The sequence below is a fragment of the bacterium SCSIO 12827 genome, from assembly GCA_024397995.1.
Taxonomy (GTDB): domain Bacteria; phylum Pseudomonadota; class Alphaproteobacteria; order Rhodospirillales; family Casp-alpha2; genus UBA1479.
In genome coordinates, this window is the sequence record CP073746.1 from 1,478,526 (window position 1) to 1,497,933 (window position 19,408).

Annotated in this window: 18 protein-coding genes; 9 read left to right on the forward strand and 9 right to left on the reverse strand. The window is 62.6% G+C overall.

The window, feature by feature from the left end:
• Positions 1–27: 27 nt before the first annotated feature.
• The gene (locus KFF05_06965) at positions 28–807 is read left to right on the forward strand and encodes an IclR family transcriptional regulator (protein ID UTW53092.1); all 780 of its coding nucleotides are present in this window, start codon (positions 28–30) and stop codon (positions 805–807) included.
• A gap of 50 nt (positions 808–857) precedes the next feature.
• Here the strand turns inward: KFF05_06965 and KFF05_06970 are convergent, their stop codons facing one another.
• From KFF05_06970 to KFF05_06985, 4 genes are all read right to left on the reverse strand, one after another.
• A complete protein-coding gene (locus KFF05_06970; protein UTW53093.1) occupies positions 858–1,400 on the reverse strand; it encodes a hypothetical protein in 543 nt (180 codons plus the stop codon).
• A 187-nt stretch (positions 1,401–1,587) separates the two neighbouring features.
• Positions 1,588–2,757, reverse strand: a complete 1,170-nt coding sequence (locus KFF05_06975; GenBank protein ID UTW53094.1) for an MFS transporter — start codon at positions 2,755–2,757, stop codon at positions 1,588–1,590.
• Positions 2,754–3,602, reverse strand: coding sequence for an ABC transporter substrate-binding protein (locus KFF05_06980; GenBank protein ID UTW53095.1), 849 nt, complete (start codon positions 3,600–3,602; stop codon positions 2,754–2,756). Before KFF05_06980 ends, KFF05_06975 begins: the two co-directional genes overlap by 4 nt.
• Positions 3,599–5,497 (reverse strand): ABC-F family ATP-binding cassette domain-containing protein, encoded by a 1,899-nt coding sequence (locus KFF05_06985; GenBank protein ID UTW53096.1) that lies wholly within the window; start codon positions 5,495–5,497, stop codon positions 3,599–3,601. Before KFF05_06985 ends, KFF05_06980 begins: the two co-directional genes overlap by 4 nt.
• A 501-nt stretch (positions 5,498–5,998) precedes the next feature.
• Between KFF05_06985 and KFF05_06990 the strand changes: the two genes are divergently transcribed.
• Positions 5,999–6,919, forward strand: a complete 921-nt coding sequence (locus tag KFF05_06990) for a LysR family transcriptional regulator (protein UTW53097.1) — start codon at positions 5,999–6,001, stop codon at positions 6,917–6,919.
• Between the two features lie 209 nt (positions 6,920–7,128).
• Positions 7,129–7,551, forward strand: coding sequence for a nucleoside-diphosphate kinase (gene ndk, locus KFF05_06995; protein UTW53098.1), 423 nt, complete (start codon positions 7,129–7,131; stop codon positions 7,549–7,551).
• Here the strand turns inward: ndk and KFF05_07000 are convergent.
• Both KFF05_07000 and KFF05_07005 read right to left on the reverse strand, forming a co-directional pair.
• On the reverse strand, positions 7,548–8,201 hold the full coding sequence (locus KFF05_07000) for a phosphoribosylglycinamide formyltransferase (protein UTW53099.1): 654 nt from the start codon (positions 8,199–8,201) through the stop codon (positions 7,548–7,550). The genes ndk and KFF05_07000 overlap by 4 nt on opposite strands.
• Positions 8,198–9,295, reverse strand: coding sequence for a phosphoribosylformylglycinamidine cyclo-ligase (locus tag KFF05_07005; protein UTW53612.1), 1,098 nt, complete (start codon positions 9,293–9,295; stop codon positions 8,198–8,200). The genes KFF05_07000 and KFF05_07005 overlap by 4 nt, the downstream gene beginning before the upstream one ends.
• 164 nt (positions 9,296–9,459) lie before the next feature.
• On the opposite strand from KFF05_07005, the gene KFF05_07010 reads away from it, so the two are divergent.
• From KFF05_07010 to KFF05_07020, 3 genes are read left to right on the forward strand one after another with little or no spacing between them, the layout of a single operon-like run.
• Entirely contained in the window at positions 9,460–10,548 is a 1,089-nt protein-coding gene (locus tag KFF05_07010; protein UTW53100.1) for a DUF2066 domain-containing protein, read from the forward strand.
• Positions 10,545–11,624, forward strand: coding sequence for an AI-2E family transporter (locus KFF05_07015; GenBank protein ID UTW53101.1), 1,080 nt, complete (start codon positions 10,545–10,547; stop codon positions 11,622–11,624). The genes KFF05_07010 and KFF05_07015 overlap by 4 nt, the downstream gene beginning before the upstream one ends.
• Positions 11,621–12,277, forward strand: coding sequence for a DNA replication protein (locus KFF05_07020; protein UTW53102.1), 657 nt, complete (start codon positions 11,621–11,623; stop codon positions 12,275–12,277). The genes KFF05_07015 and KFF05_07020 overlap by 4 nt, the downstream gene beginning before the upstream one ends.
• On the opposite strand, the gene KFF05_07025 is transcribed toward KFF05_07020, so the two are convergent.
• A complete protein-coding gene (locus KFF05_07025; protein UTW53613.1) occupies positions 12,237–13,280 on the reverse strand; it encodes a glycosyltransferase family 1 protein in 1,044 nt (347 codons plus the stop codon). The genes KFF05_07020 and KFF05_07025 overlap by 41 nt on opposite strands.
• Before the next feature lie 201 nt (positions 13,281–13,481).
• On the opposite strand from KFF05_07025, the gene KFF05_07030 reads away from it, so the two are divergent.
• Together KFF05_07030 and KFF05_07035 are read left to right on the forward strand one after the other, a co-directional pair.
• Positions 13,482–14,261 carry an SDR family oxidoreductase gene (locus tag KFF05_07030; GenBank protein UTW53103.1) on the forward strand — a complete coding sequence of 260 codons (780 nt, stop codon included), beginning with the start codon at positions 13,482–13,484 and terminating at the stop codon, positions 14,259–14,261.
• Between the two features lie 37 nt (positions 14,262–14,298).
• Positions 14,299–14,673: a response regulator gene (locus KFF05_07035; protein UTW53104.1), complete on the forward strand. Its 375-nt coding sequence runs from the start codon at positions 14,299–14,301 to the stop codon at positions 14,671–14,673.
• Between the two features lie 43 nt (positions 14,674–14,716).
• Here KFF05_07035 and KFF05_07040 read toward each other — a convergent pair whose 3' ends face one another.
• Both KFF05_07040 and KFF05_07045 read right to left on the reverse strand, forming a co-directional pair.
• Entirely contained in the window at positions 14,717–16,438 is a 1,722-nt protein-coding gene (locus tag KFF05_07040; GenBank protein UTW53105.1) for a HAMP domain-containing protein, read from the reverse strand.
• On the reverse strand, positions 16,435–16,854 hold the full coding sequence (locus KFF05_07045; GenBank protein ID UTW53106.1) for a hypothetical protein: 420 nt from the start codon (positions 16,852–16,854) through the stop codon (positions 16,435–16,437). The genes KFF05_07040 and KFF05_07045 overlap by 4 nt, the downstream gene beginning before the upstream one ends.
• 315 nt (positions 16,855–17,169) lie before the next feature.
• On the opposite strand from KFF05_07045, the gene KFF05_07050 reads away from it, so the two are divergent.
• Positions 17,170–19,374 (forward strand): RNA degradosome polyphosphate kinase, encoded by a 2,205-nt coding sequence (locus tag KFF05_07050; protein UTW53107.1) that lies wholly within the window; start codon positions 17,170–17,172, stop codon positions 19,372–19,374.
• Positions 19,375–19,408 lie beyond the last annotated feature (34 nt).

The following is a 19,408-nucleotide window of genomic DNA, read 5'->3' on the forward strand; positions in this document are numbered from 1 at the left end:
CGGTTCATGCGGATGGCATAGTTGGTTATGGCGAACAACGGAGACGAAAAGGGTTCGCGGTCGATCCGTGCGCTGGAGATTGTCGAGGCCATGGTTGGCGAGGGCCGGCCCCTGAGTGCGGCCAAGATCGCCGACCTGACCGGCCTGCCCAAGGCGACGGTGCATCGACTGTGCGCATTATTGACGGAAACGGGCTTCGTGACGCCGTCGCCGTCCGGCGATGGATTGAGCATCGGTCCCAGGCTGCGCGACCTTGCCATGGCGACCGTCGCCGTCGATACGGACTACAGCCAGCGCCACCGTATCCTGACCGATCTGTCGCAGGAAATCGGCGAGACCTGCAATTTCAACATCCCGTTGGGCGGGGAGATGTATTACATCGACCGTGTGGAGACCAAATGGCCGCTGCGCACGCAGTTGCCGATCGGTTCACGGGTGCCTTTGCATTGCACGGCCAGCGGCAAGCTCTACCTGTCCTCGTTGCCGGCCGGGCGGCGGCGCCAGATGATCCAGGCTCTCGACCTGATCCCCCACACGCCGGGCACGATCACCGAACCGGATGCGCTGCTGGCCAATCTTGAAGGTATCCGTCGGGAAAAGGTCGGCACCGACAACCAGGAATTCATCGAAGGCATGGTCGCGGTCGCCGTGCCCGTCACCGACGCCAAGGGACGCTTGGCCGGTACGCTTGCCTGTCACGGGCCGACCGTGCGCATGTCCATGGAAATGGCGCAGTCTTTCGTACCGGCGCTGCGCCGCGCGGCGGCTAAGCTGTCCCAGGTGGGCGGCGAGTTGGCTTCTGAATAGATCAATATAGGGGGCTGGCGGAATACCTCCACCTGCGTGAGGAAACGTCGTCAGCTATCGGCGCGGCGGCGTTTCACCGTCGCCTGATGGCCTTTTTTGCCTTTGGCCGTTATCTCGGCGCGCTGTGCCTGGGCTTCCCGTGATTCCTTGGTCTCTTCGCGGATCTTTTCCTGCATTTTTTTGTGCTTGGCATATTTCCGTTTGGCGACCAGTTCGCGGTAGGCCTTCTTGTTCTTCGAGATCTTCGACCAGAACAGAACCTGGGTGATGACGGAGCCCATGAACCACAATACCGGCATGGACAGCATGGTCGTGACCCAGAAGATGGCCTGAATGGCGTCAATCCGGCCGGTTACGTTCATGTGGTAATAGAAGATGACCGCAACCAGGCAGATCTCATAGAACAGCAGGATTCGAAAGCCGTTGGTTTCCTGAAAGGCGATGGGTTTCAGCGGTCCGCCGAACGCCTTGAAGATGCTGGACAGCATGCCGCCGATGACACTCGACAGTAACAGCACCAGACAGGTCGCGGCGACCAAGTCCGTATCTTTCGTGAACTTGAAGATTCCCAGCAGTGAATCTAGGTAACCCACGTCTCACCTCCGTACCCTCAGAAATTCCCCACCCCGGGTGATCTCGATTTTATGATTCATTGGTTAAGGGTTCACTTATAAAACCAATCTGTACGTATTTGTATTCGGTTTCTGTTTCGAAAGCCGCAAAAACCAACGCAAATTGCTTATACAATCAAGAATTCGAATGTGTCTTTGAGAGGGGATTTCACCCGCCGGAGGCTGCCTTGCTGCGTACCAATATTGAGAATCCGGCGAATCCGGCACCGGCCAGGGCGAGCACCGACATGGTCCAGAAGGCGCCGCCGCCCAGAGACGCGAACAACAGTCCCGCGCCATAGGACGCGGCGCTCATGCCGACGCCCAGAGTGATGGCGAACAGGCTTTGCGCGGAGGCCGACAGGGACGGGTCCACCCGCTCGGTGATCAGATGGATGATGCCCAGGTGTGTCGCGCCGTAGCTGAGCCCATGCAGGGCCTGCAACAGGACCAGCCATTCAAGGTCCGTTGTTCCGGCCGTTCCGGCCCAGCGCAGGGTCGCGGCGGCGGCACCGATGGCAATCATGCGAACCGCGCCGATGCGCCGCACGGTGGCGGCGGCGAACGTGAACAACAGAATTTCGGCAATCACGCCTTCGGCCCAAAGCGCGCCGATGACATCCGCCCCGTGGCCCGCCGCCAACCAGTGGATGGAGCCGAAGTTGTAGTAGACCGCATGCGACGCCTGAATGCAGGTTGCTGCCATCATCGCCGCCATGAGACCGGGTACGGCCATGATCTCGCGGAACGGCCGACCGTCTTTCGCGGCGACCGGCGCGCGCGTGTCGGGCAGGGCAAGGGCGCATAGGAAGGTCAGGGCGATGGATGCGAAGATCGACCAATGGATCCAATCGACCGGGGCGTCGGTTAGCAACAGTCCCATGCCCCAGGCGCCGACGATGAAGGTGATCGAGCCCCACAGCCGCACCCGGCCGTAGTCGAAGGGAGTGCGCTCCCGGGTCAGCATGGTCAGGCTTTCCATCAGCGGCAGCACGGGCCCCCTGCTGGCATAGAACACCACGGTTACCAGGATGATCGGCCAGAAGCCCTCGGCCCAACGGAAGGCAAGGAAGGTCATGGCGCCTAAGAGGCTGAGCAGTACCAGGATGCGTTTGCGTTCGCCGGCACGGTCGGCGGCGCGGGCGAAGTAGGGGGTGACGGCCAGCCGGGCCAAGGTTCCCAGGGCGAACACGAGGCCGATCTGTTCCGCGTCCAGGCCCCGATCCTTGAGCCACAGCGGCCAGAACGGCCCCATGATGCCCAGCGCCAGAAAGATGCCGCCATAAAATACGGCCAGCCGCAAAGGGGCCCGGCGTGGCGCGCTCGTGTCCGGTGTCATGGGCGGGATGCCGACATGCTGTCGGCCAAATCCTTGAGATAGGAAAGGCCTGCAGCTGCGCGCACGCCGTACCAGGACAGCATCTCGCCATCGACCAGCTGCGCCTTGGCGGCGTGGTCCGGATGGTCGGTGCGGAAGGCGGTCAGATGGTCTTCGCCGAAAGGAAAGGGCTCGGATGAAAACAGCACCCGGTCGACGTTGTCGAGGACGGCATCGGTCATGTCGAATTCGGGATAGCGCGCCGCTGCCGGCGGCGCCCAGGTGTGCCAGCCGATCAGGTCGAGGGTGCGCGCGATATAGGTGTCCGGCCCCACGGTCATCCAGGGGGTTTTCCAGATCAGGTAGAGGACGCGGATCTCCATCACAGGCCGGGCCACGGCGATTGCCGCCAGGGAGTCCTCGAACCGCCGCGCCAGGGTTTCCGCCGCCTCGTCACGCCTGAACACGCCACCCAACAGGCGGATTAGCGGGGCGTTGTCGGCGGGTTCAATCGGATGGGTGACCACGGGGACGATGCCGCGGGCCGCCATTTCCTCGGCCATCTCTTTCGGGTTTTCATCGACGTTGAGGACCACATGGGTGGGGGCCGCCGCTGTAACCTTCTGCCAATTCACCTGCTTGGTGCCACCGACGCTTTTGACCCCTTTGATCCTATCCGCAGGATGGACGCAGAAGGCCGTGCGCCCGACGATATTGTCGCCCAGGCCGAGCGCGAACAGGGTTTCGGTCAGGGACGGTACCAGAGACAGGATGCGGGCATCGGGGGCAGGGTCATGACGGCGCCCGGTCCAGTCGGTCAGCCGCGGCGCGGCGGATGCCGGGATGGACGGCACGGACGTGGTCATGAGGCTTCGTCCAGGGCTCCGTCGATGGTTTCCTGGGCGCTCAGCCATTGCTGTTCCGTTTCGGCCAGCTTGTCCTTGGCCTTCTTATGGGCGAGTTGAAGGTCCATCAGCTTGGCCGTCGGGCCGTTGTAGATTTCGGGATCGGCCATCTTGGCCTCCAGGGCGGATATCTCCTGGGTCAGCTTTTCCATCTTGCGCTCGGCGTCGATGATGGATTTACGCAAGGCAGCCGTTTCCTCGCGGCGGCGGGCGCGCTCGCGGCGCAGCTCTTTCTTGTCGATCACGGGCAGGCTGTCGCCGTCTTTGGCGGCGCGAATTTCGCGGCGGGCCTCGCGGCGCTGTTCCATCAGCAGCCCGGCATAGGCATCCAGGTCGCCCTCGAAGGGCTTGCAGGCGCCGTCGGCAACCAGCCACAGGCGGTCGCAAACAAGGTCGATCAGATGCGAATCATGGGTCACCAGAACGATGGCGCCGTCGTATTCGTTCAACGCCTGGACCAGGGCCTCGCGGGCATCCACGTCCAGGTGGTTGGTCGGCTCGTCCAGGAACAGGATATGCGGTGCCTCGGTGCTCATCAGCGCAAACAGAAGCCGCGCCTTCTCGCCGCCGGACAGGACTTCGACCTTGCTGTTGGCAAGGTCGCCGGAAAATCCGAACCGGCCCAGGTGGGACCGCACCTTGGTTTCCGTCGCCATGGGCATGATCCGCGCCATGTGCTGGAACGGGGATTCATTCAGGTTCAATTCTTCCTGCTGGTGCTGGGCGAAATAGCCGATCTTCAGCTTGGACGACTTGACGATTTTGCCGGCCTGCGGTTTCAGGCGGTCTGCCAGCATCTTGATCAGGGTCGATTTGCCGTTGCCGTTGGCGCCGATCAGGCCGATGCGGTCGTCCATGTCGATGCGCAGGTCCAGATTCTTCAGAATCGGTTCGGCGCCATAGCCGACGCTGACCTCGTCCATGGCGATCAGAGGCGGCGACAGGGGGGCGGGGTCGGGGAAGTTGAAGGTCGTCGTTTTGTCCTCGACGACCGAAGCGATGGGTTCCATGCGAGCCAGCATCTTCATGCGGCTTTGCGCCTGCTTGGCCTTGGTCGCCTTGGCCCGGAACCGGTCGACGAAGGATTGGATGCGGCGCTGTTCGGACAACTGCTTGGCCTGCAGTTTGACCTGTTGGGTCATGCGTTCACGGCGCGTGCGCTCGAACCGGTCGTAATTGCCGGCGTAGCGGGTCAGCTTCAATTCGGACAGATGGGCGATCTCGTCGACGACCTTGTTGAGCATCGTACGGTCATGGCTGATGACCAGCAGCGTACCGGGCCAGGACGCCAGATAGGTTTCCAGCCACATGGCCGCTTCCAGGTCCAGGTGGTTGGTCGGTTCGTCCAGCAACAGGAAATCGGGGCGCGAAAACAGGGTTGCCGCCAGCGCCACGCGCATTCGCCAGCCGCCGGAAAATTCGCTGCAGGCGCGGGCCTGGGCGGCTTCGTCGAAGCCGAGCCCGGACAGGATGCGGGCGGCGCGGGCAGGGGCGGTCTGGGCATCAATATCGGCCAGGCGGTTGTGGATATCGGCGATGCGCATCGGGTCTTTCACCGTTTCGGCCTCGGCCAAAAGGGCGCTGCGTTCCGTATCGGCGGCCAGAACGGTGTCGAGCAAACTGATCGCCCCCGAGGGCGCTTCCTGGGTTACCGTGCCGATGCGGGCACTGGGGCGCACGCGCACAGAACCTTCGTCGGGGTGAGCATCACCGAGGATCATCCGGAACAAGGTCGTCTTGCCGGTCCCGTTGCGTCCGACAAGGCCCATCTTCCTGCCCTGGGGCAGATGCAATGTGGCCTTTTCGAACAGCACGCGGCCGCCCAGGCGAAAAGTCATGTCGTTTACATGCAGCATAGTCGGGGTGATAGCACGGGCCGCGCGCGGTGGAAACGCCCCGTGACGGGGTCAGGCGGTGATTTAAAACAGGAGGGACAAATAAAATGCCGGGCCGCGGTTGGTGGGGGGAGGAGGAGCCGCGGCCCGGCACAGGTACCGAAAGACATGACTATGGGGGGAGAGGAGGATCAGCCTTCCGGTACAAAACGAAACGGGCTCGGAAAAGGTCGCTAATCTTGTGGAACGCGCCCCCTAATGCTCCTGCGTTCCTATACAGTAATTTCCGGTATATGAAGCGTTTCGTCAATAAGTCTAAAGGCTAGTGGATCAATGTGATGAAGTTGGTGGAACGCAAGGAAAAGTGGCCGAAAAAGTCTAAGTTCAGATACATTTTTAGGTTGATTTTCTGATAACAAACGATGCGCAGCGGTGGGTTTGGTGTCGCGTTCGATCGATTTAAAATCAATTTCCTGATCGCGCTTCCTTGAACAAATCGAAATGCACGATTAGATCAAATGCATGAGCACCCGGCTTCCGACTCTTCGACAATTGCAATACCTCATCGCTGTTGCCGAGGACGGGCATTTCGGCCGGGCTGCCGAGCGTTGCTTCGTTACGCAGTCGACTCTCAGCGCCGGTATCCAGGAATTGGAATCGATCCTGGGAGTTACCGTCATTGAGCGTACCAAACGCCGGGTTACGGTGACGCCGTTGGGGCTTGAACTGGTCGCCCGCGCGCGCCGTGTCCTGGCCGAGGTCGAAGACATGACCGTGACCGCCAAGGCGAGCACGCGGCCGTTGACCGGTCTGTTGCGCCTGGGGGCGATTCCCACGATCGGGCCTTACGTCCTGCCCAAGGTGTTACCGCCGCTTCGGGCGTCTTATCCCGAACTGCGCCTGTTCCTGCGCGAGGATCGCACCGCCCGCCTGGTCGATCAACTGGTCGGCGGCGAGTTGGATGCGGCGCTGATCGCGCTGCCTTATGACACGGCGGATCTGGAGCACATGGTCCTGGCCGACGATCCGTTCTGGCTGGCCGTCCCGCGGGACCATCCCCTGGCTGGGACCAAGGACGCGGTGGCGCCCGATGTGCTGGATTCCGAGGATCTGTTGTTGCTGGAGGATGGCCATTGTCTGCGCGACCATGCGCTGGCCGCCTGTCGGCGCCAACCGGCCCCCGGCCGTTCCGATGCCTTTCAGGCGACAAGTCTCTATACCCTGGTCGAGCTGGTGGCGGGCGGATTCGGCACCACGCTGTTACCCGGCGTAGCGCTGCAATCGGATCATATCAAGGCCGCCGATGTCGTGCTTCGGCCGCTGGCCGGCGGCGTGGGGCGGCAGATCGCCCTGGCATGGCGGCGCAATTCGGCCCGCCGGTCCGAATACAAGTTGTTGGGACAGTTCCTTAAAAATCAACTGTCTCCGGGCAAAGCCGCCTAGCCGGCCACCAAAGTACTGGAATACGTCGACCCTTTTCCTTGCATGGTGGGGCAGGAGGGACTATAACCCGCGCCGTTTCCGGAAAACCCTTGGGGCGGACCGGAATTTCGGATGCCGAAAACCCGGCCCAAGGATGCCGTGGACGGCCAGACAAAAAATTACCGACAACAGAAACCAGCCGAACGAACAACCATACAAGGGGATCGACCATGGCTCTTGAGCGTACGCTCTCCATCATTAAACCCGATGCTACCCGCCGCAACCTGACCGGCAAGATCAACGCCCGGTTCGAGGAAGCGGGTCTGCGCATCGTCGCCCAGCGCCGCGTGCGCCTGACCAAGGAACAGGCGGAAGGCTTCTACGACGTGCACCGCGAACGGGCGTTCTTCAACGACCTCGTCGCCTTCATGACCTCGGGCCCCGTCGTGGTTCAGGTTCTCGAAGGGGACAATGCGGTCGTCCGCAACCGCGAGATCATGGGTGCGACCAACCCGGCCAACGCCGATGAGGGCACCATCCGCAAGGACTTCGCCGAAAGCATTGAGGCGAACTCGGTCCACGGTTCCGACTCGCCGGAAAATGCGGCCAAGGAAATCCGCTATTTCTTCGCGGAACTGGAAATCGTCGGCTAACCCTTCGGGTTCAGCAACGCGCTTTCTTGAGCGACCGCGCCGGCAATGACGGCGCGGTCGTTTTCGTCTATGGAGACCCGGCCCTCGGCGATCAGGCGCACGGCCAGCGGATAGATATCGTGTTCGCGCGCCAGCACCCGGGCGGCCAGACTGTCCGGCGTGTCGTCGGGATGTACGGGCACCACGGCCTGCACGATGATCGGCCCTGTATCCATTTCCTTGCGCACGTAATGCACGGTGCAGCCGGCGAACCGGGCGCCTCGCGCCAGCACCCGTTCCTGTACGTCCAGGCCCTTGAAGGCCGGCAGCAGCGACGGATGGATATTGATCATCCTGTCACGCCAATGGTCGACGAATTCATCGGACAGCAGGCGCATGAATCCGGCAAGGCAGACCAACTCCGTTCCCGCCGCTTCCATGGCGGCCGTCATCTCGCGGTCGAAGGCCGCGCGGTCGGTGAATTCCTTGTGATCAATGACGCGGGTCGGGATACCGGCCTTGGCGGCGCGCTCCAGCCCCATCGCACCGGGCCGGTTGGACAGCACCAGAATGATTTCGGCGGGGAAGGCCGGATCGGCGGTCGCGTCGATCAGGGCCTGCAGGTTCGATCCCCGCCCGGAAATCATCACGGCGAGTTTCAGGCGGCTCATGCCGCGCCCCAGGCCTCGTCCAGATTGCCGACATGGACATCCTCCGGTCCGTCGGTCTTGACGACCCGGCCGATGTTGAACACATCCTCACCCGCCCCCCGGAACAGGTCTTCCAGGCGCTGCGCCTGATCGGCATCGACGATCACGATCATGCCGACGCCACAGTTGAAGGTGCGCAGCATTTCATGGGGCGTGATGCCGCCCGCCGTGCGCAGCCAGGTAAACACGGGCGGCAGGGGCCAGGCAGCGGCGTCCAGGTCGACACCCAGGCCGTCCGGCAGGACGCGGGGAATGTTTTCCAGCAATCCGCCGCCGGTGATATGGGCAAATGCCTTCACGCCACCGTGGGTGGGCCCGGAGCGGATCGCCGCCAGGCACGACTTCACGTAGATTCGCGTCGGCGTCAGCAGGGCATCAGCCAGGGTCACGCCATCCTGGAACGGGGCCGGGGCGGCGAAATCAACGCCCGCCCGCTCGGCGACCTTGCGGACCAGGGAGAATCCGTTGGAATGCACGCCCGAGGACGCCAGGGCCAGCACCACATCGCCTGCGGCGACATCGGTGCCGGTCAATTCCTGGCCGCGTTCGACGGCACCCACGGCGAAGCCCGCCAAATCATAGTCTCCGGCCGCGTACATGCCGGGCATTTCCGCCGTCTCACCGCCGATCAGGGCGCAGCCGGCCTGCCGGCAACCATCGGCGACGCCGGATACGATCACCGCTGCGGCCTCGGGTGCCAGCTTGCCGGTCGCGAAATAATCCAGGAAAAACAAGGGCTCCGCCCCCTGGACCACGAGATCGTTGACGCACATGGCGACAAGATCGACGCCGACGCCGGCGTGGCTGTCTGCGTCGATGGCGATTTTCAGCTTGGTGCCGACGCCGTCCGTGGCGGCGACCAACACCGGGTCCTGATAGCCGGCGGCACGCGGATCGAAGAATCCGCCGAATCCGCCGAGCCCGCCCATGACACCAGGGCGGTTCGTGGATTTGGCCATCGGGCCGATGGCGGTGACCAGCGCGTTGCCGGCGTCGATGTCGACGCCCGCGTCGCGGTAACTCAGGCCCGCGCCGTGTTTTTCCGTGTCGCTAATCCCTTCCTCCCTCGGTCGGGTGTGCTAGATTGTGCGCCGTCCGGGACCGGCCCAAAACGCGGGTGGGTCCGACGGTGTCGATGGAGGCGAAGATACTTAATCCCCGGCGGTTTGCAACGCACGATTGGTGCCTTGGCGCGCGTGGCTGGGCTGCTCCGGCCGCGGTGCTCTGTCTTCTGCTGGCCGTGCTGGCGCCCCATGGCGCGCTGGCCCAGATCGCCAATCCCTATGAGGTCCAGGGCGTTACCGTCGACGTGACGGCCGAAACCGCGTCCGCCGCCCGGGCGCAGGCCCTGCGCGAAGGACAGCAGCGGGCCATGACGATCCTTCTGGAACGCATGACCCTGAAGTCCGATTATCCGCGCCTGCCCGCCCTGTCGCCCGAGGAAATCACCGAATACATGCAGGACTTTTCCGTCGCCGAGGAAAAGACCTCCGCCGTGCGCTATCTGGCCAAGTTGAACTACCGGTTCCGGCCGGGTGAGGTGCGCGAGTTGTTGCGCGCCTTCAACATTCCGTTCGCAGAAACACCGTCCAAGCCTGTGCTGGTTCTGCCGGTACTGCGCCGCGCCGGGGCGTTGCTGTTGTGGGACGATCCCAACCCCTGGCGCTCGGCTTGGCAGCAACGGTCCAGCCAACTCAGTCTGGTGCCGACGGTCTTGCCGCTCGGCGATCTTGCCGACGTCGCGGCGATCGGCGTTGACCAGGTCGTACAGGGCGATCAGCAGCGCCTGCAGGCCATGGCCAAGCGCTATGACGCGGGCAGCGTCGCCGTCGCCTTTGCCTCGATCCGCCATGATCCGGCGCGCTCGCTCTGGGTGCTTGACGTGACCTTGACCCGCTACAACCTGACGATTGATCCGCAGACCACGGTCGTCACCTATGTTTCCGAATTTGGCGAGACGGCGGATTCGTTGCTGGCCCGCGCGGCCAAACTGGTCACTTCTTTGATTGAAGACAACTGGAAGCGCGACAACCTTCTGTCGTCGTCTCATCAGGAAGCCATCGCCGTGCGCATCCCCATCACGGACCTGCGCGACTGGCTGGACATGAAAACCCGCGTTCATTCCGTCGCCGTCGTGCGTGAGACGGAACTGGTTCAGCTGTCGCGGTCCGAGGCGCAGGTCATCCTGCATTACATCGGCGATATCGGTCAGCTGATCATCGCCCTGGAGCAGGCGGACCTTGCCTTGCGCGGCGAGGGTGACCAGTGGACGCTCGAGAAACTGAGCGGCCGGAAGAAAGCCGGATGAGCCGCGAAGCGCGCATGGCCTATTGGCTGATCGGCCTCATTGTCGCAGGGTTCCTAATCCACCTGCTGAGCGCCATTCTGCTGCCCTTCGTCGCCGGCATGGCGGTGGCGTATTTCCTGGATCCGGTCGCTGACCGGCTGGAAGCCAAGGGCCTGTCGCGAGCGCTGGCGACGACCGTTATCACCATCGCTTTCTTTGCCGGCGTCATCGGCATCATCGCGGTGCTGCTGCCGCTGTTGCAGCATCAGGTGGTCGGGCTGGTCAAATTGGCGCCGGAGGTTTTCGCCCATTTCCGCGCCTGGGTCGAACCGCTCCTGGCCGATCTGCAACTGCACTTGCCGGCAACCGACAGCCAGGATCTGCGCGACGCCGCCAGCAAGTACGGATCGAAAGTGATTCAATGGGTGACCAACCTGCTGGCGGAGATCTGGAGCGGTGGGCTCGCGTTCCTCAACGTCGTGTCCCTGGTCCTCATCACACCGATCGTATCGTTCTACCTGCTGCGGGAATGGGATGAGATCGTTGCCTGGGTCGATTCCTATCTGCCGCGCGATGCGGCCCCTGAAATCCGTGAACAGGCCCGCCGGATCGACGAAACCATGGCCGGGTTCATCCGTGGTCAGGCCTGTGTGTGCCTGACGTTGGCGACGATTTACGGTGCCGGGCTGACCATGGCCGGGTTGAATTCGGGGTTGCTGGTCGGCGTCGCTGCCGGGGCCGTGTCCTTCATTCCCTATTTTGGCGCGGCGTCGGGCATGACCGTGGGCCTTGCCATCGCCTTCTTCCAGTTCGGGTTCGAAAATTGGGGACCGATCGCCGCTGTGGCCGGTGTGTTCCTGCTTGGCCAGACTTTGGAAAGCTACGTGCTGACCCCGCGCTTCGTCGGCGACCGGGTCGGCCTGCATCCCTTGTGGATCATCTTTGCCCTGATGGCGGGTGGGGCCATGTTCGGTTTCACCGGCGTGTTGCTGGCCGTGCCGGCGGCGGCCGTCATCGGCGTGCTGATCCGCTATGCCCTCGGCCGCTACAAAAGAAGCGCGCTCTATAACCACGAGGCGGGAGGCGGCGGCACTTGACCGGCCCGCGCCAAATCCCCATCCCCTTCGAGCACCGCCCGGCCCTGCAACGCGACGACTATCTGGTCACTCCCGCCAATGCCGAGGCCGTCGCCTGGATCGACCGCTGGCCCGACTGGCCGGGGCCGCTATTGGCCGTATGGGGGCCCGAAGGCTGCGGCAAAAGCCATCTTGCCCAGGTGTTCCTGGCGCGTACCGGTGGGCGGCTTCTGACAGTGCCCGATGCGGACGTGGTCGAGGCCGGCGGCGCCTATGTCCTTGAAGACCTGGACCGCATCCCGTCCTTGGACGAGGAAGCCCTGTTCCACCTGTTCAACGCCTTGAAATCGGCGGAGGGCCGCATCCTGGTCACTGCCCGCACGGCGCCCGCCCGTTGGCCCCTCGCGCTGGCCGATCTGGCGTCGCGGCTGAAGGGATCGCCCGCGGTCGAGATCACGGCCCCCGACGACGCGCTTCTCGCGGCCTTGCTGGTCAAGCATTTCTCGGACCGGCAACTGCGCGTGGATGCGGAGGTCGTAGCCTACATGGTGCCGCGCATGGACCGCACCTTTCAGGCGGCGGCCGACCTGGTCGCCGCTATCGACGCCGAGGCGCTGGCGCGCAAGCGGGCGGTCACTGTGCCGCTTGTGCGGAAGGTTCTTGAGGCGGGGTGAACGGCGCCAGGTAGTCGACGAATTCGCTGACCACTGTGTCCCAGGAAAATTTCAGGGCGTGTTCGCGGCACAGCACCGGGTCGATACCCTGGGCCCTGACTGCGGCAATCGCCAGGTCGGTGTCGAGAACGCCCACGGTCGAGGTGCCGATCACGTCCTTCGGCCCTGTCACGGGAAAGGCCGCCACGGGCACGCCGCAGGCAAGCGCTTCCAACATCACCAGACCGAAAGTGTCGGTCACGGATGGAAACACGAAGACGTCGGCGGCGTTGTAGTAACGCACCAGATCCTGATCGCCATCGGCGATGAAGAACGGCGTTTCCGGATATCTGGCCATCAAGCCTTGGCGGGCCGGGCCGCTGCCGACGACGACTTTGGAGCCGGGCAGGTCCAGATCAAGGAACGCCGGCAGGTTCTTTTCCACCGTGACCCGGCCCAGGAACATGAACAGCGGGCGCGGCAGGTTCAGGTGATCCAGATAATCCTTGGGGCCCGGTTTGAAGATGTCGGTGTCGACGCCGTGCGACCAGGGCCGCAGGTTGGTGAAGCCCTTGGCCGCCAATTCGTCGTGGACGGAATGGCTGGGCACCATGACCCGCGACGACGGCGCATGAAACCCCCGGATCCAGCGGTACAGCAGACCGAGCGGCACGAACGGGGCGCGGGCGTGGATGTATTCGGGGAATTTGGAGTGATAGGCCGTTGTAAACGGAAGGTTGCGGGCCTTGCAGTAGCGCCGCGCGGCGGCGCCCAGGGGGCCTTCGGTGGCGATGTGGATCGCCCCGGGCGCGAAGCCGTCCAGCATGTCGGCCACCCCGCGGCCGGGAAACAGGGATAGCCTGATTTCCGGATAGGTCGGGCAGGGCAAGGTGGTGAACAGATTGGGCGAGATCACCTGGATCTCATGTCCCAGCGCCTGAAGGCGGTCGACCACCGTGCCCATGACGCGGACCACGCCGTTGGGTTGCGGGTACCAGGCATCGGTGACGATGGCAATGCGCAGGAGGGGGCTGTTCAAGGGCAGGGCCTTTGGCCGGTTTCAACCAGCTTCTTCTGGGATCCGGCCCCATGGAAGTAAAGTGACGTTCTCATGACAGGGCGGGCCTGTGACGGGGGCTCTTGACCGGGTGGGGTCTTCCCATGTCCTATAGCGGCCAATGATCGGCGCGAGATTGCCGCCGCAACATAAAAAAGGAGACATCACATGGATTTAGGGATCAAAGGCAAGACGGCGCTGGTGTGCGCCGCGTCCAAGGGCCTGGGCCGGGGCTGCGCCTTTTCGCTGGCCCGCGAAGGCGTCGACGTGGTTATCACGGCGCGCACGCCGGGCCCGCTTGAGGAGACGGCCGAGCAGATTCGCAAGGAAACCGGCGTCAAGGTCACCGCCGTGGCCTGCGACATCACGACCGAGGAAGGCCGCAACCTAGCCCTCGCAGCCTGTCCCAATCCCGACATTCTGGTCAACAACGCGGGCGGCCCGCCGCCGGGCGATTTCCGCGACTGGGACCGCGACGACTGGATCAAGGCGGTGGACGCCAACATGTTGACGCCGATCTTCCTGATCAAGGCGACCGTGGACGGCATGATCGAACGCAAGTTCGGCCGGGTGGTCAACATCACCTCGGGTGCGGTGAAGTCGCCGATCGAAATTCTCGGCCTGTCGAACGGCGCGCGCGCCGGTCTGACCGGCTTCATTGCTGGTCTGTCGCGCAAGACCGTGCGCCACAACGTGACCATCAACAATCTGCTGCCGGGGCCGTTTGACACGGACCGCCTGCACACCAACATGAAGGTCAAGGCCGATCAGGCCGGCATCAGCGTCGCCGAGATGACGGCCAAGCGCGCGGCAGAGAATCCTGCTGGTCGCTTCGGCACGGCCGAGGAATTCGGCGACATGTGCGCCTTCATCTGCTCCGATCAGGCTGGTTTCATGACCGGGCAGAACTTCCTGATGGACGGCGGCGCCTATCCGGGAACCCTATGATGGCAGCAGCACGGGCCGAAACGACACCGGTGTCCGCATGACGGTTATTCTTGTCATTGATGACGACGAGGATATGCGTGACGTCATCTCCATGACGTTGATCCGTGCCGGATACGAGGTGGTGACCGCGACGGACGGCGAGCACGGCATGGCCGCTGTGAAGGGTCGTCTGGATACACCATTCGATCTGGTCATCAGCGACATCTTCATGCCGGCCAAGGATGGGATTGAGTTTCTGGGCAGCCTGCGCCAGCTTTATCCCAACCTTCCGGTCATCGCGGTGACCGGTGGGTTCACAGGCGTCAAGAAGCCGTATGCGGATTCCATGACCGCCATGGGCGCCACGCAAAGCCTGTTGAAGCCCTTTACACCGGCAGAACTGCTGTCTGCCGTGGAAGCTGCCTTGAAATGACGTGCAGGCGGGGCGGGGGCAATGCCGCCCCGCCTGCGTGTTTTCAGAGGGCCTTTACGTCCGCAAGGAACGTCTGAACCTGAACCTTGAGTTCTTCGGCCTGCTGCGACAATTCTTCGGCAGCGGTCAGGACCTCGGTTGCGGCGGCGCCCGTTTCCTGTGACGCGGTATTGACGCCCACCACGTTTTCCGCAACCTCGTTGGCACCCTGCGCCGCCTCTTCGACATTGCGGGCGATTTCTTGGGTTGCCGCACCTTGTTCCTCAACCGCGGATGCGACGGAGGCGGAAATTTCATCGACCTGGGAAACGGTTTTGCCGATGCCTTCGATCGCCGACACGGCGGCGTTGGTCGCATTCTGAATGCCGGAAATCTGGTCGGTGATGCTTTCGGTTGCCTTGGCGGTCTGGTTGGCCAGATTCTTGACTTCCGAGGCGACGACGGCAAACCCCTTGCCTGCATCGCCGGCCCGGGCGGCCTCGATCGTCGCATTCAGGGCCAGCAGATTGGTCTGTTCCGCGATGTCGGTGATCAGCGCGACGACTTCCCCCACCTTGTTGGCCGACAGGGCCAGGTTCCGGATCAAGTCTTCCGCCGTTTTGGATTCCTGGACGGCATCCCGGATGATGGTGGTCGTCTGGGTCATCTGCCGGTTGATCTCGGTGATCGAACTGGACAGTTCCTCGGCGGCCGCCGACACGGTCTGCACGTTGGCCGATGCCTGTTCGATGGCGGCCGACACGTTGGCCGTTCTGTCCTGGGTCGTGCTGGCGGTTTGCGTCAGGGTCTCCGCCGTTGACTGCATTTCGACCGAGGCCGCCGACACGGTCTGCAGGCGTTCGCTGACCTTGGCGTCGAATGCGCTTGTCAGTTCCTCCATGCGCTTGGTCCGTTCCTCGCGGCGGGCCTGGTTCGCCCGTTCCTGTTCCTCCAGCTTCCGGCGTTCGATGCCGTTCTCCTGAAACACCACAAGCGCCTTGGCCATGGCGCCGATTTCATCGCTGCGGTTGACGCCGTCGATCTGGGCTTCAAGATTGCCGGCGGCGACGTCGGACATTTCCCGGGTCATTGCGGTAATCGGCTTTGAAATGCTTCGGCCGATCAGAATACCCATGGCGGCGACGATCGAGATGACGATGGCGGCGGAAACGGCGATAGCCACCAACAGGTCGTGCAGCGGGGCGAAGATTTCCGATTGATCGATTTCCGCGATGACGGCCCATCTGGTGCCCAGGAAATCCAGCGCGGTATAGGCGGAGACGACGGGAATACCGCGGTAATCCGCGATCTCGTCAATTCCGGTCCCGCCTTCCAGGGCGTGTTTCACGGATTCGGATTCAACCTTCGTCTTGAGGATGGTCGAGTCCTTGGCAAACCGCGAGTCGCTGCGCATCAGGAAATCGCGACCGACTAGGTAGGTTTCTCCGGTTTCGCCCATACCGTCCGCGGATTGCATGATCTCGTTAATACGCGCGATCGGCATCTGAAACGCGAGCACGCCGATGATCTTGCCGTCGAAATTCTTAACTGCGGTCGAGATGAAGCTGGCCGGCGCTCCGTTGCTCGGCGCATAGGGCTTGAAGTCGAAAAACGCCGCCTCGCCCGGCGTCTTGTCCATTGCGCTTTGATAGGCGCGGCCCAAATCCGTATCGCGCCATTTGCCCGACAGAACGTTTGTCGCGAAGTCCGGTTCCTTGAACACGGTGTACACAAGGTTGCCCCGGGCATCGAAAATGAAGACGTCGTAGTATCCCCGCTCTGTCATGAATTCGCGCAGCCAGGGGTGATACGCTTTATGGGCGGAGGCATAGCTTGACCCGTCCGGTGCGACGTCGAGCAAATGCTTGTTGCCGATGGGGTTTGGATTGTCGGTGATATAGCGCTTCTGGAGTTCGGGGCCCGCTTTGTCGCCAAGCTCGTTCCATGCGCGGGAGAATCACCCAGCGCGCGGCGGATCAAGGGGCTGTCCGATTGAACCTTCAAGTCCTGACGGATGCTGTCCAGGTAACTGTTGATAAATTGGGTTTTGGCGCCGCCAAGCGCGGTCAGTTTTTTCTCGGCTTCTCCTTGCAGTTCGATTGCGGCTTTCCGATAGGACAGCGCGCCGGTTACCACCGTTGCGAGGACAGAAGCGATGACAATCGCCAACGGGACCTTTTTCGATATCTTTAAAGTGGGCATGTAAGGACTTCTCCTGATGTTGATTTCCGGTCCGCGCGTGGGCTCGATGGGTGGCTCGGCTCTGCATCGATGTGGGCGCCAGCCGGCAGAATTTTCAAAATGAATGCATTTTTGACAAAGCTTCCCCCGGATTCCCGGAGAAAAGAGGCGCGCCAGCGCCAATGGTGCCGAATAACGCAACATCTGTGCCGAATGCCGATGGATGAGAAAGGGGGGCGTTTATCGAACGTAACTTAATCCCCTTTAAAGGTTGTCATAATACGATAACCTTTGGCCCCGGTGACTTCCCGGAGGCAGAGGGATAAGATCATCGACATGGACGATATTCAGTTGGAAACCCCGGCCAAGACCGGAGAACACGCCGAAGGCGCCGGCAACGGCGGCGCCAAGGAAGGCGGGGCACGGGCACCGCAGCGCCGGGCCCGCACCCAGCAGCTGCGTGAACGTTACATCAACCGGGAAATCTCCTGGCTGGCCTTCAATTCGCGGGTTCTTGAGGAAGCCAACAACCCCCACCATCCGTTGCTGGAACGGCTGCGTTTCCTGTCGATCTCGGCATCGAACCTGGATGAGTTCTACATGGTCCGTGTCGCCGGCCTTAAGGGGCAGGTGCGGGCCGGTGTGGGCACGCCGTCCGAAGACGGCCAGACCCCGGCGGAACAGCTTCACGCCATCCATCAGGAGGTCGGCCGCCTGATGCAGGCTCAGCACGCCTGCTGGAGCAACCTGATGAAGGAACTGCGCGGCGAAGGCATCGCCGTGGTCGGTCCCGACGAACTGACCTCGCGGGAAAAGACCTGGTTGCGCAAATATGTCGACGGCATCATGCCGGTGCTGACGCCGCTTGCCATTGATCCGGCCCATCCGTTCCCCTTCATGCCCAACATGGGCTTCTCCCTGGTCCTGGCGCTGACCCAGCGCGGGATGGAAGAACCGTTGCGGGCCCTGTTGCCGGTTCCCAATCAACTTGATCGGTTCGTCCGCCTGCCGGGCGAGGCCATCCGCTTCATCCCGCTGGAAGACGTTATCGGCCTGTTCCTGGACCTGTGGTTCCCCAGCTTTGAGGTGCTGCAAAAAGCCACATTCCGCGTCATCCGCGACAGCGAAATGGAAATCGATGAAGAGGCGGAAGACCTGGTCCGGACCTTCGAATCGGCGCTCAAGCGCCGGCGCCGGGGCACGGTCATCCGTCTGACCTTCAATGCCGACGCGCCCCAGGAATTGCGCGATTTCGTGATTTCCGAAACCCATGCCTCGCCCGAGGACGTGATGCCGAACCCGGGCCTGCTCGGGCTGGTCGACACCAAACAGCTGATCCTCAGCGAACGGCCGGATCTTCTGTTTGCGCCGTTCAACGCGCGCTTTCCGGAACGTATCCGCGATTTCGGTGGCGACATCTTCGCCGCCATCCGCCAAAAGGACATCATCGTCCACCACCCCTATGAAAGCTTCGACGTGGTGGTGCAGTTCGTGCGTCAGGCGGCGCGCGACCCCAACGTGGTGGCGATCAAGCAGACGCTTTACCGGACCAGCAACGATTCCCCCATCGTCGCGGCCTTGATCGAGGCGGCGGAGGCGGGCAAGTCCGTGACCGCCCTGGTCGAACTGAAAGCCCGGTTCGACGAGGAAGCGAATATTCGCTGGGCCCCCGACCTGGAACGGGCGGGTGTGCAGGTGGTCTACGGCTTCGTCGACATGAAGACCCATGCCAAGGTCAACATGATCGTACGGCGTGAGGGCAGCGACCTGCGTCCCTACTGTCACTTCGGAACCGGCAACTATCACCCGATTACGGCCAAGATTTACACGGACCTCAGTTTCTTTACCTGCGATCCGTTGTTGGCCCAGGATGCGTCCAAGCTGTTCAATTACATGACTGGTTATGCCAAGCCGACGGCCATGCAGAAGCTGTCGTTCTCGCCGCTGACCCTGCGTGACCATTTGGTGGATCTGATCGAGGCCGAGGCCGCCAATGCCAAGGCCGGCAAACCCGCCGGGATTTGGGCCAAGCTCAATTCCGTCGTCGACCCGGTGATGATTGAATCGCTGTACAAGGCGTCACAGGCCGGCGTGAAGATCGAACTGATCATCCGCGGTATTTGCAGCCTGCGCCCGGGCGTGACCGGCATGTCCGAGAACATCCGGGTCAAGAGCATCGTCGGACGTTTCCTGGAGCATTCGCGAATTGTTTGTTTCGGCAACGGCCACGCATTGCCGTCGCGTCATGCCAAGATCTTCATTTCCTCCGCCGACTGGATGCCGCGCAATCTTAACCGCCGCATCGAAACCCTGGTCCCTATCGAAAACGAGACCGTGCATGCCCAGGTTCTCGACGAAATCATGGGCGCCAACCTGAAGGACACGGCACAAAGCTGGATCCTGAATGGCGACGGCAGTTTCTCGCGGTTGGATTCCGACGGCTTTTCCGCGCATAATTACTTCATCACCAATCCCTCGCTGTCGGGCCGCGGAAGTGCGCTCGACAAAAAGCCTGGGAAGAAGGGGCAGAGCGGCAGGTAGCCGTCCATCGACCGAAAAGAAGCCCGGCGGAAGT

Coding starts and splice junctions, on each gene's coding strand:
- KFF05_07040 (UTW53105.1), bottom strand. CDS start 16,438: ATGACAGAGCGGGGATACTACGACGTCTTCATTTTCGATGCCCGGGGC.
- KFF05_07000 (UTW53099.1), bottom strand. CDS start 8,201: ATGAGCCGCCTGAAACTCGCCGTGATGATTTCCGGGCGGGGATCGAAC.
- KFF05_06975 (UTW53094.1), bottom strand. CDS start 2,757: ATGACACCGGACACGAGCGCGCCACGCCGGGCCCCTTTGCGGCTGGCC.
- ndk (UTW53098.1), top strand. CDS start 7,129: ATGGCTCTTGAGCGTACGCTCTCCATCATTAAACCCGATGCTACCCGC.
- KFF05_06990 (UTW53097.1), top strand. CDS start 5,999: ATGAGCACCCGGCTTCCGACTCTTCGACAATTGCAATACCTCATCGCT.
- KFF05_06985 (UTW53096.1), bottom strand. CDS start 5,497: ATGCTGCATGTAAACGACATGACTTTTCGCCTGGGCGGCCGCGTGCTG.
- KFF05_07035 (UTW53104.1), top strand. CDS start 14,299: ATGACGGTTATTCTTGTCATTGATGACGACGAGGATATGCGTGACGTC.
- KFF05_07045 (UTW53106.1), bottom strand. CDS start 16,854: ATGCCCACTTTAAAGATATCGAAAAAGGTCCCGTTGGCGATTGTCATC.
- KFF05_07015 (UTW53101.1), top strand. CDS start 10,545: ATGAGCCGCGAAGCGCGCATGGCCTATTGGCTGATCGGCCTCATTGTC.
- KFF05_06965 (UTW53092.1), top strand. CDS start 28: ATGGCGAACAACGGAGACGAAAAGGGTTCGCGGTCGATCCGTGCGCTG.
- KFF05_07050 (UTW53107.1), top strand. CDS start 17,170: ATGGACGATATTCAGTTGGAAACCCCGGCCAAGACCGGAGAACACGCC.
- KFF05_07030 (UTW53103.1), top strand. CDS start 13,482: ATGGATTTAGGGATCAAAGGCAAGACGGCGCTGGTGTGCGCCGCGTCC.
- KFF05_06980 (UTW53095.1), bottom strand. CDS start 3,602: ATGACCACGTCCGTGCCGTCCATCCCGGCATCCGCCGCGCCGCGGCTG.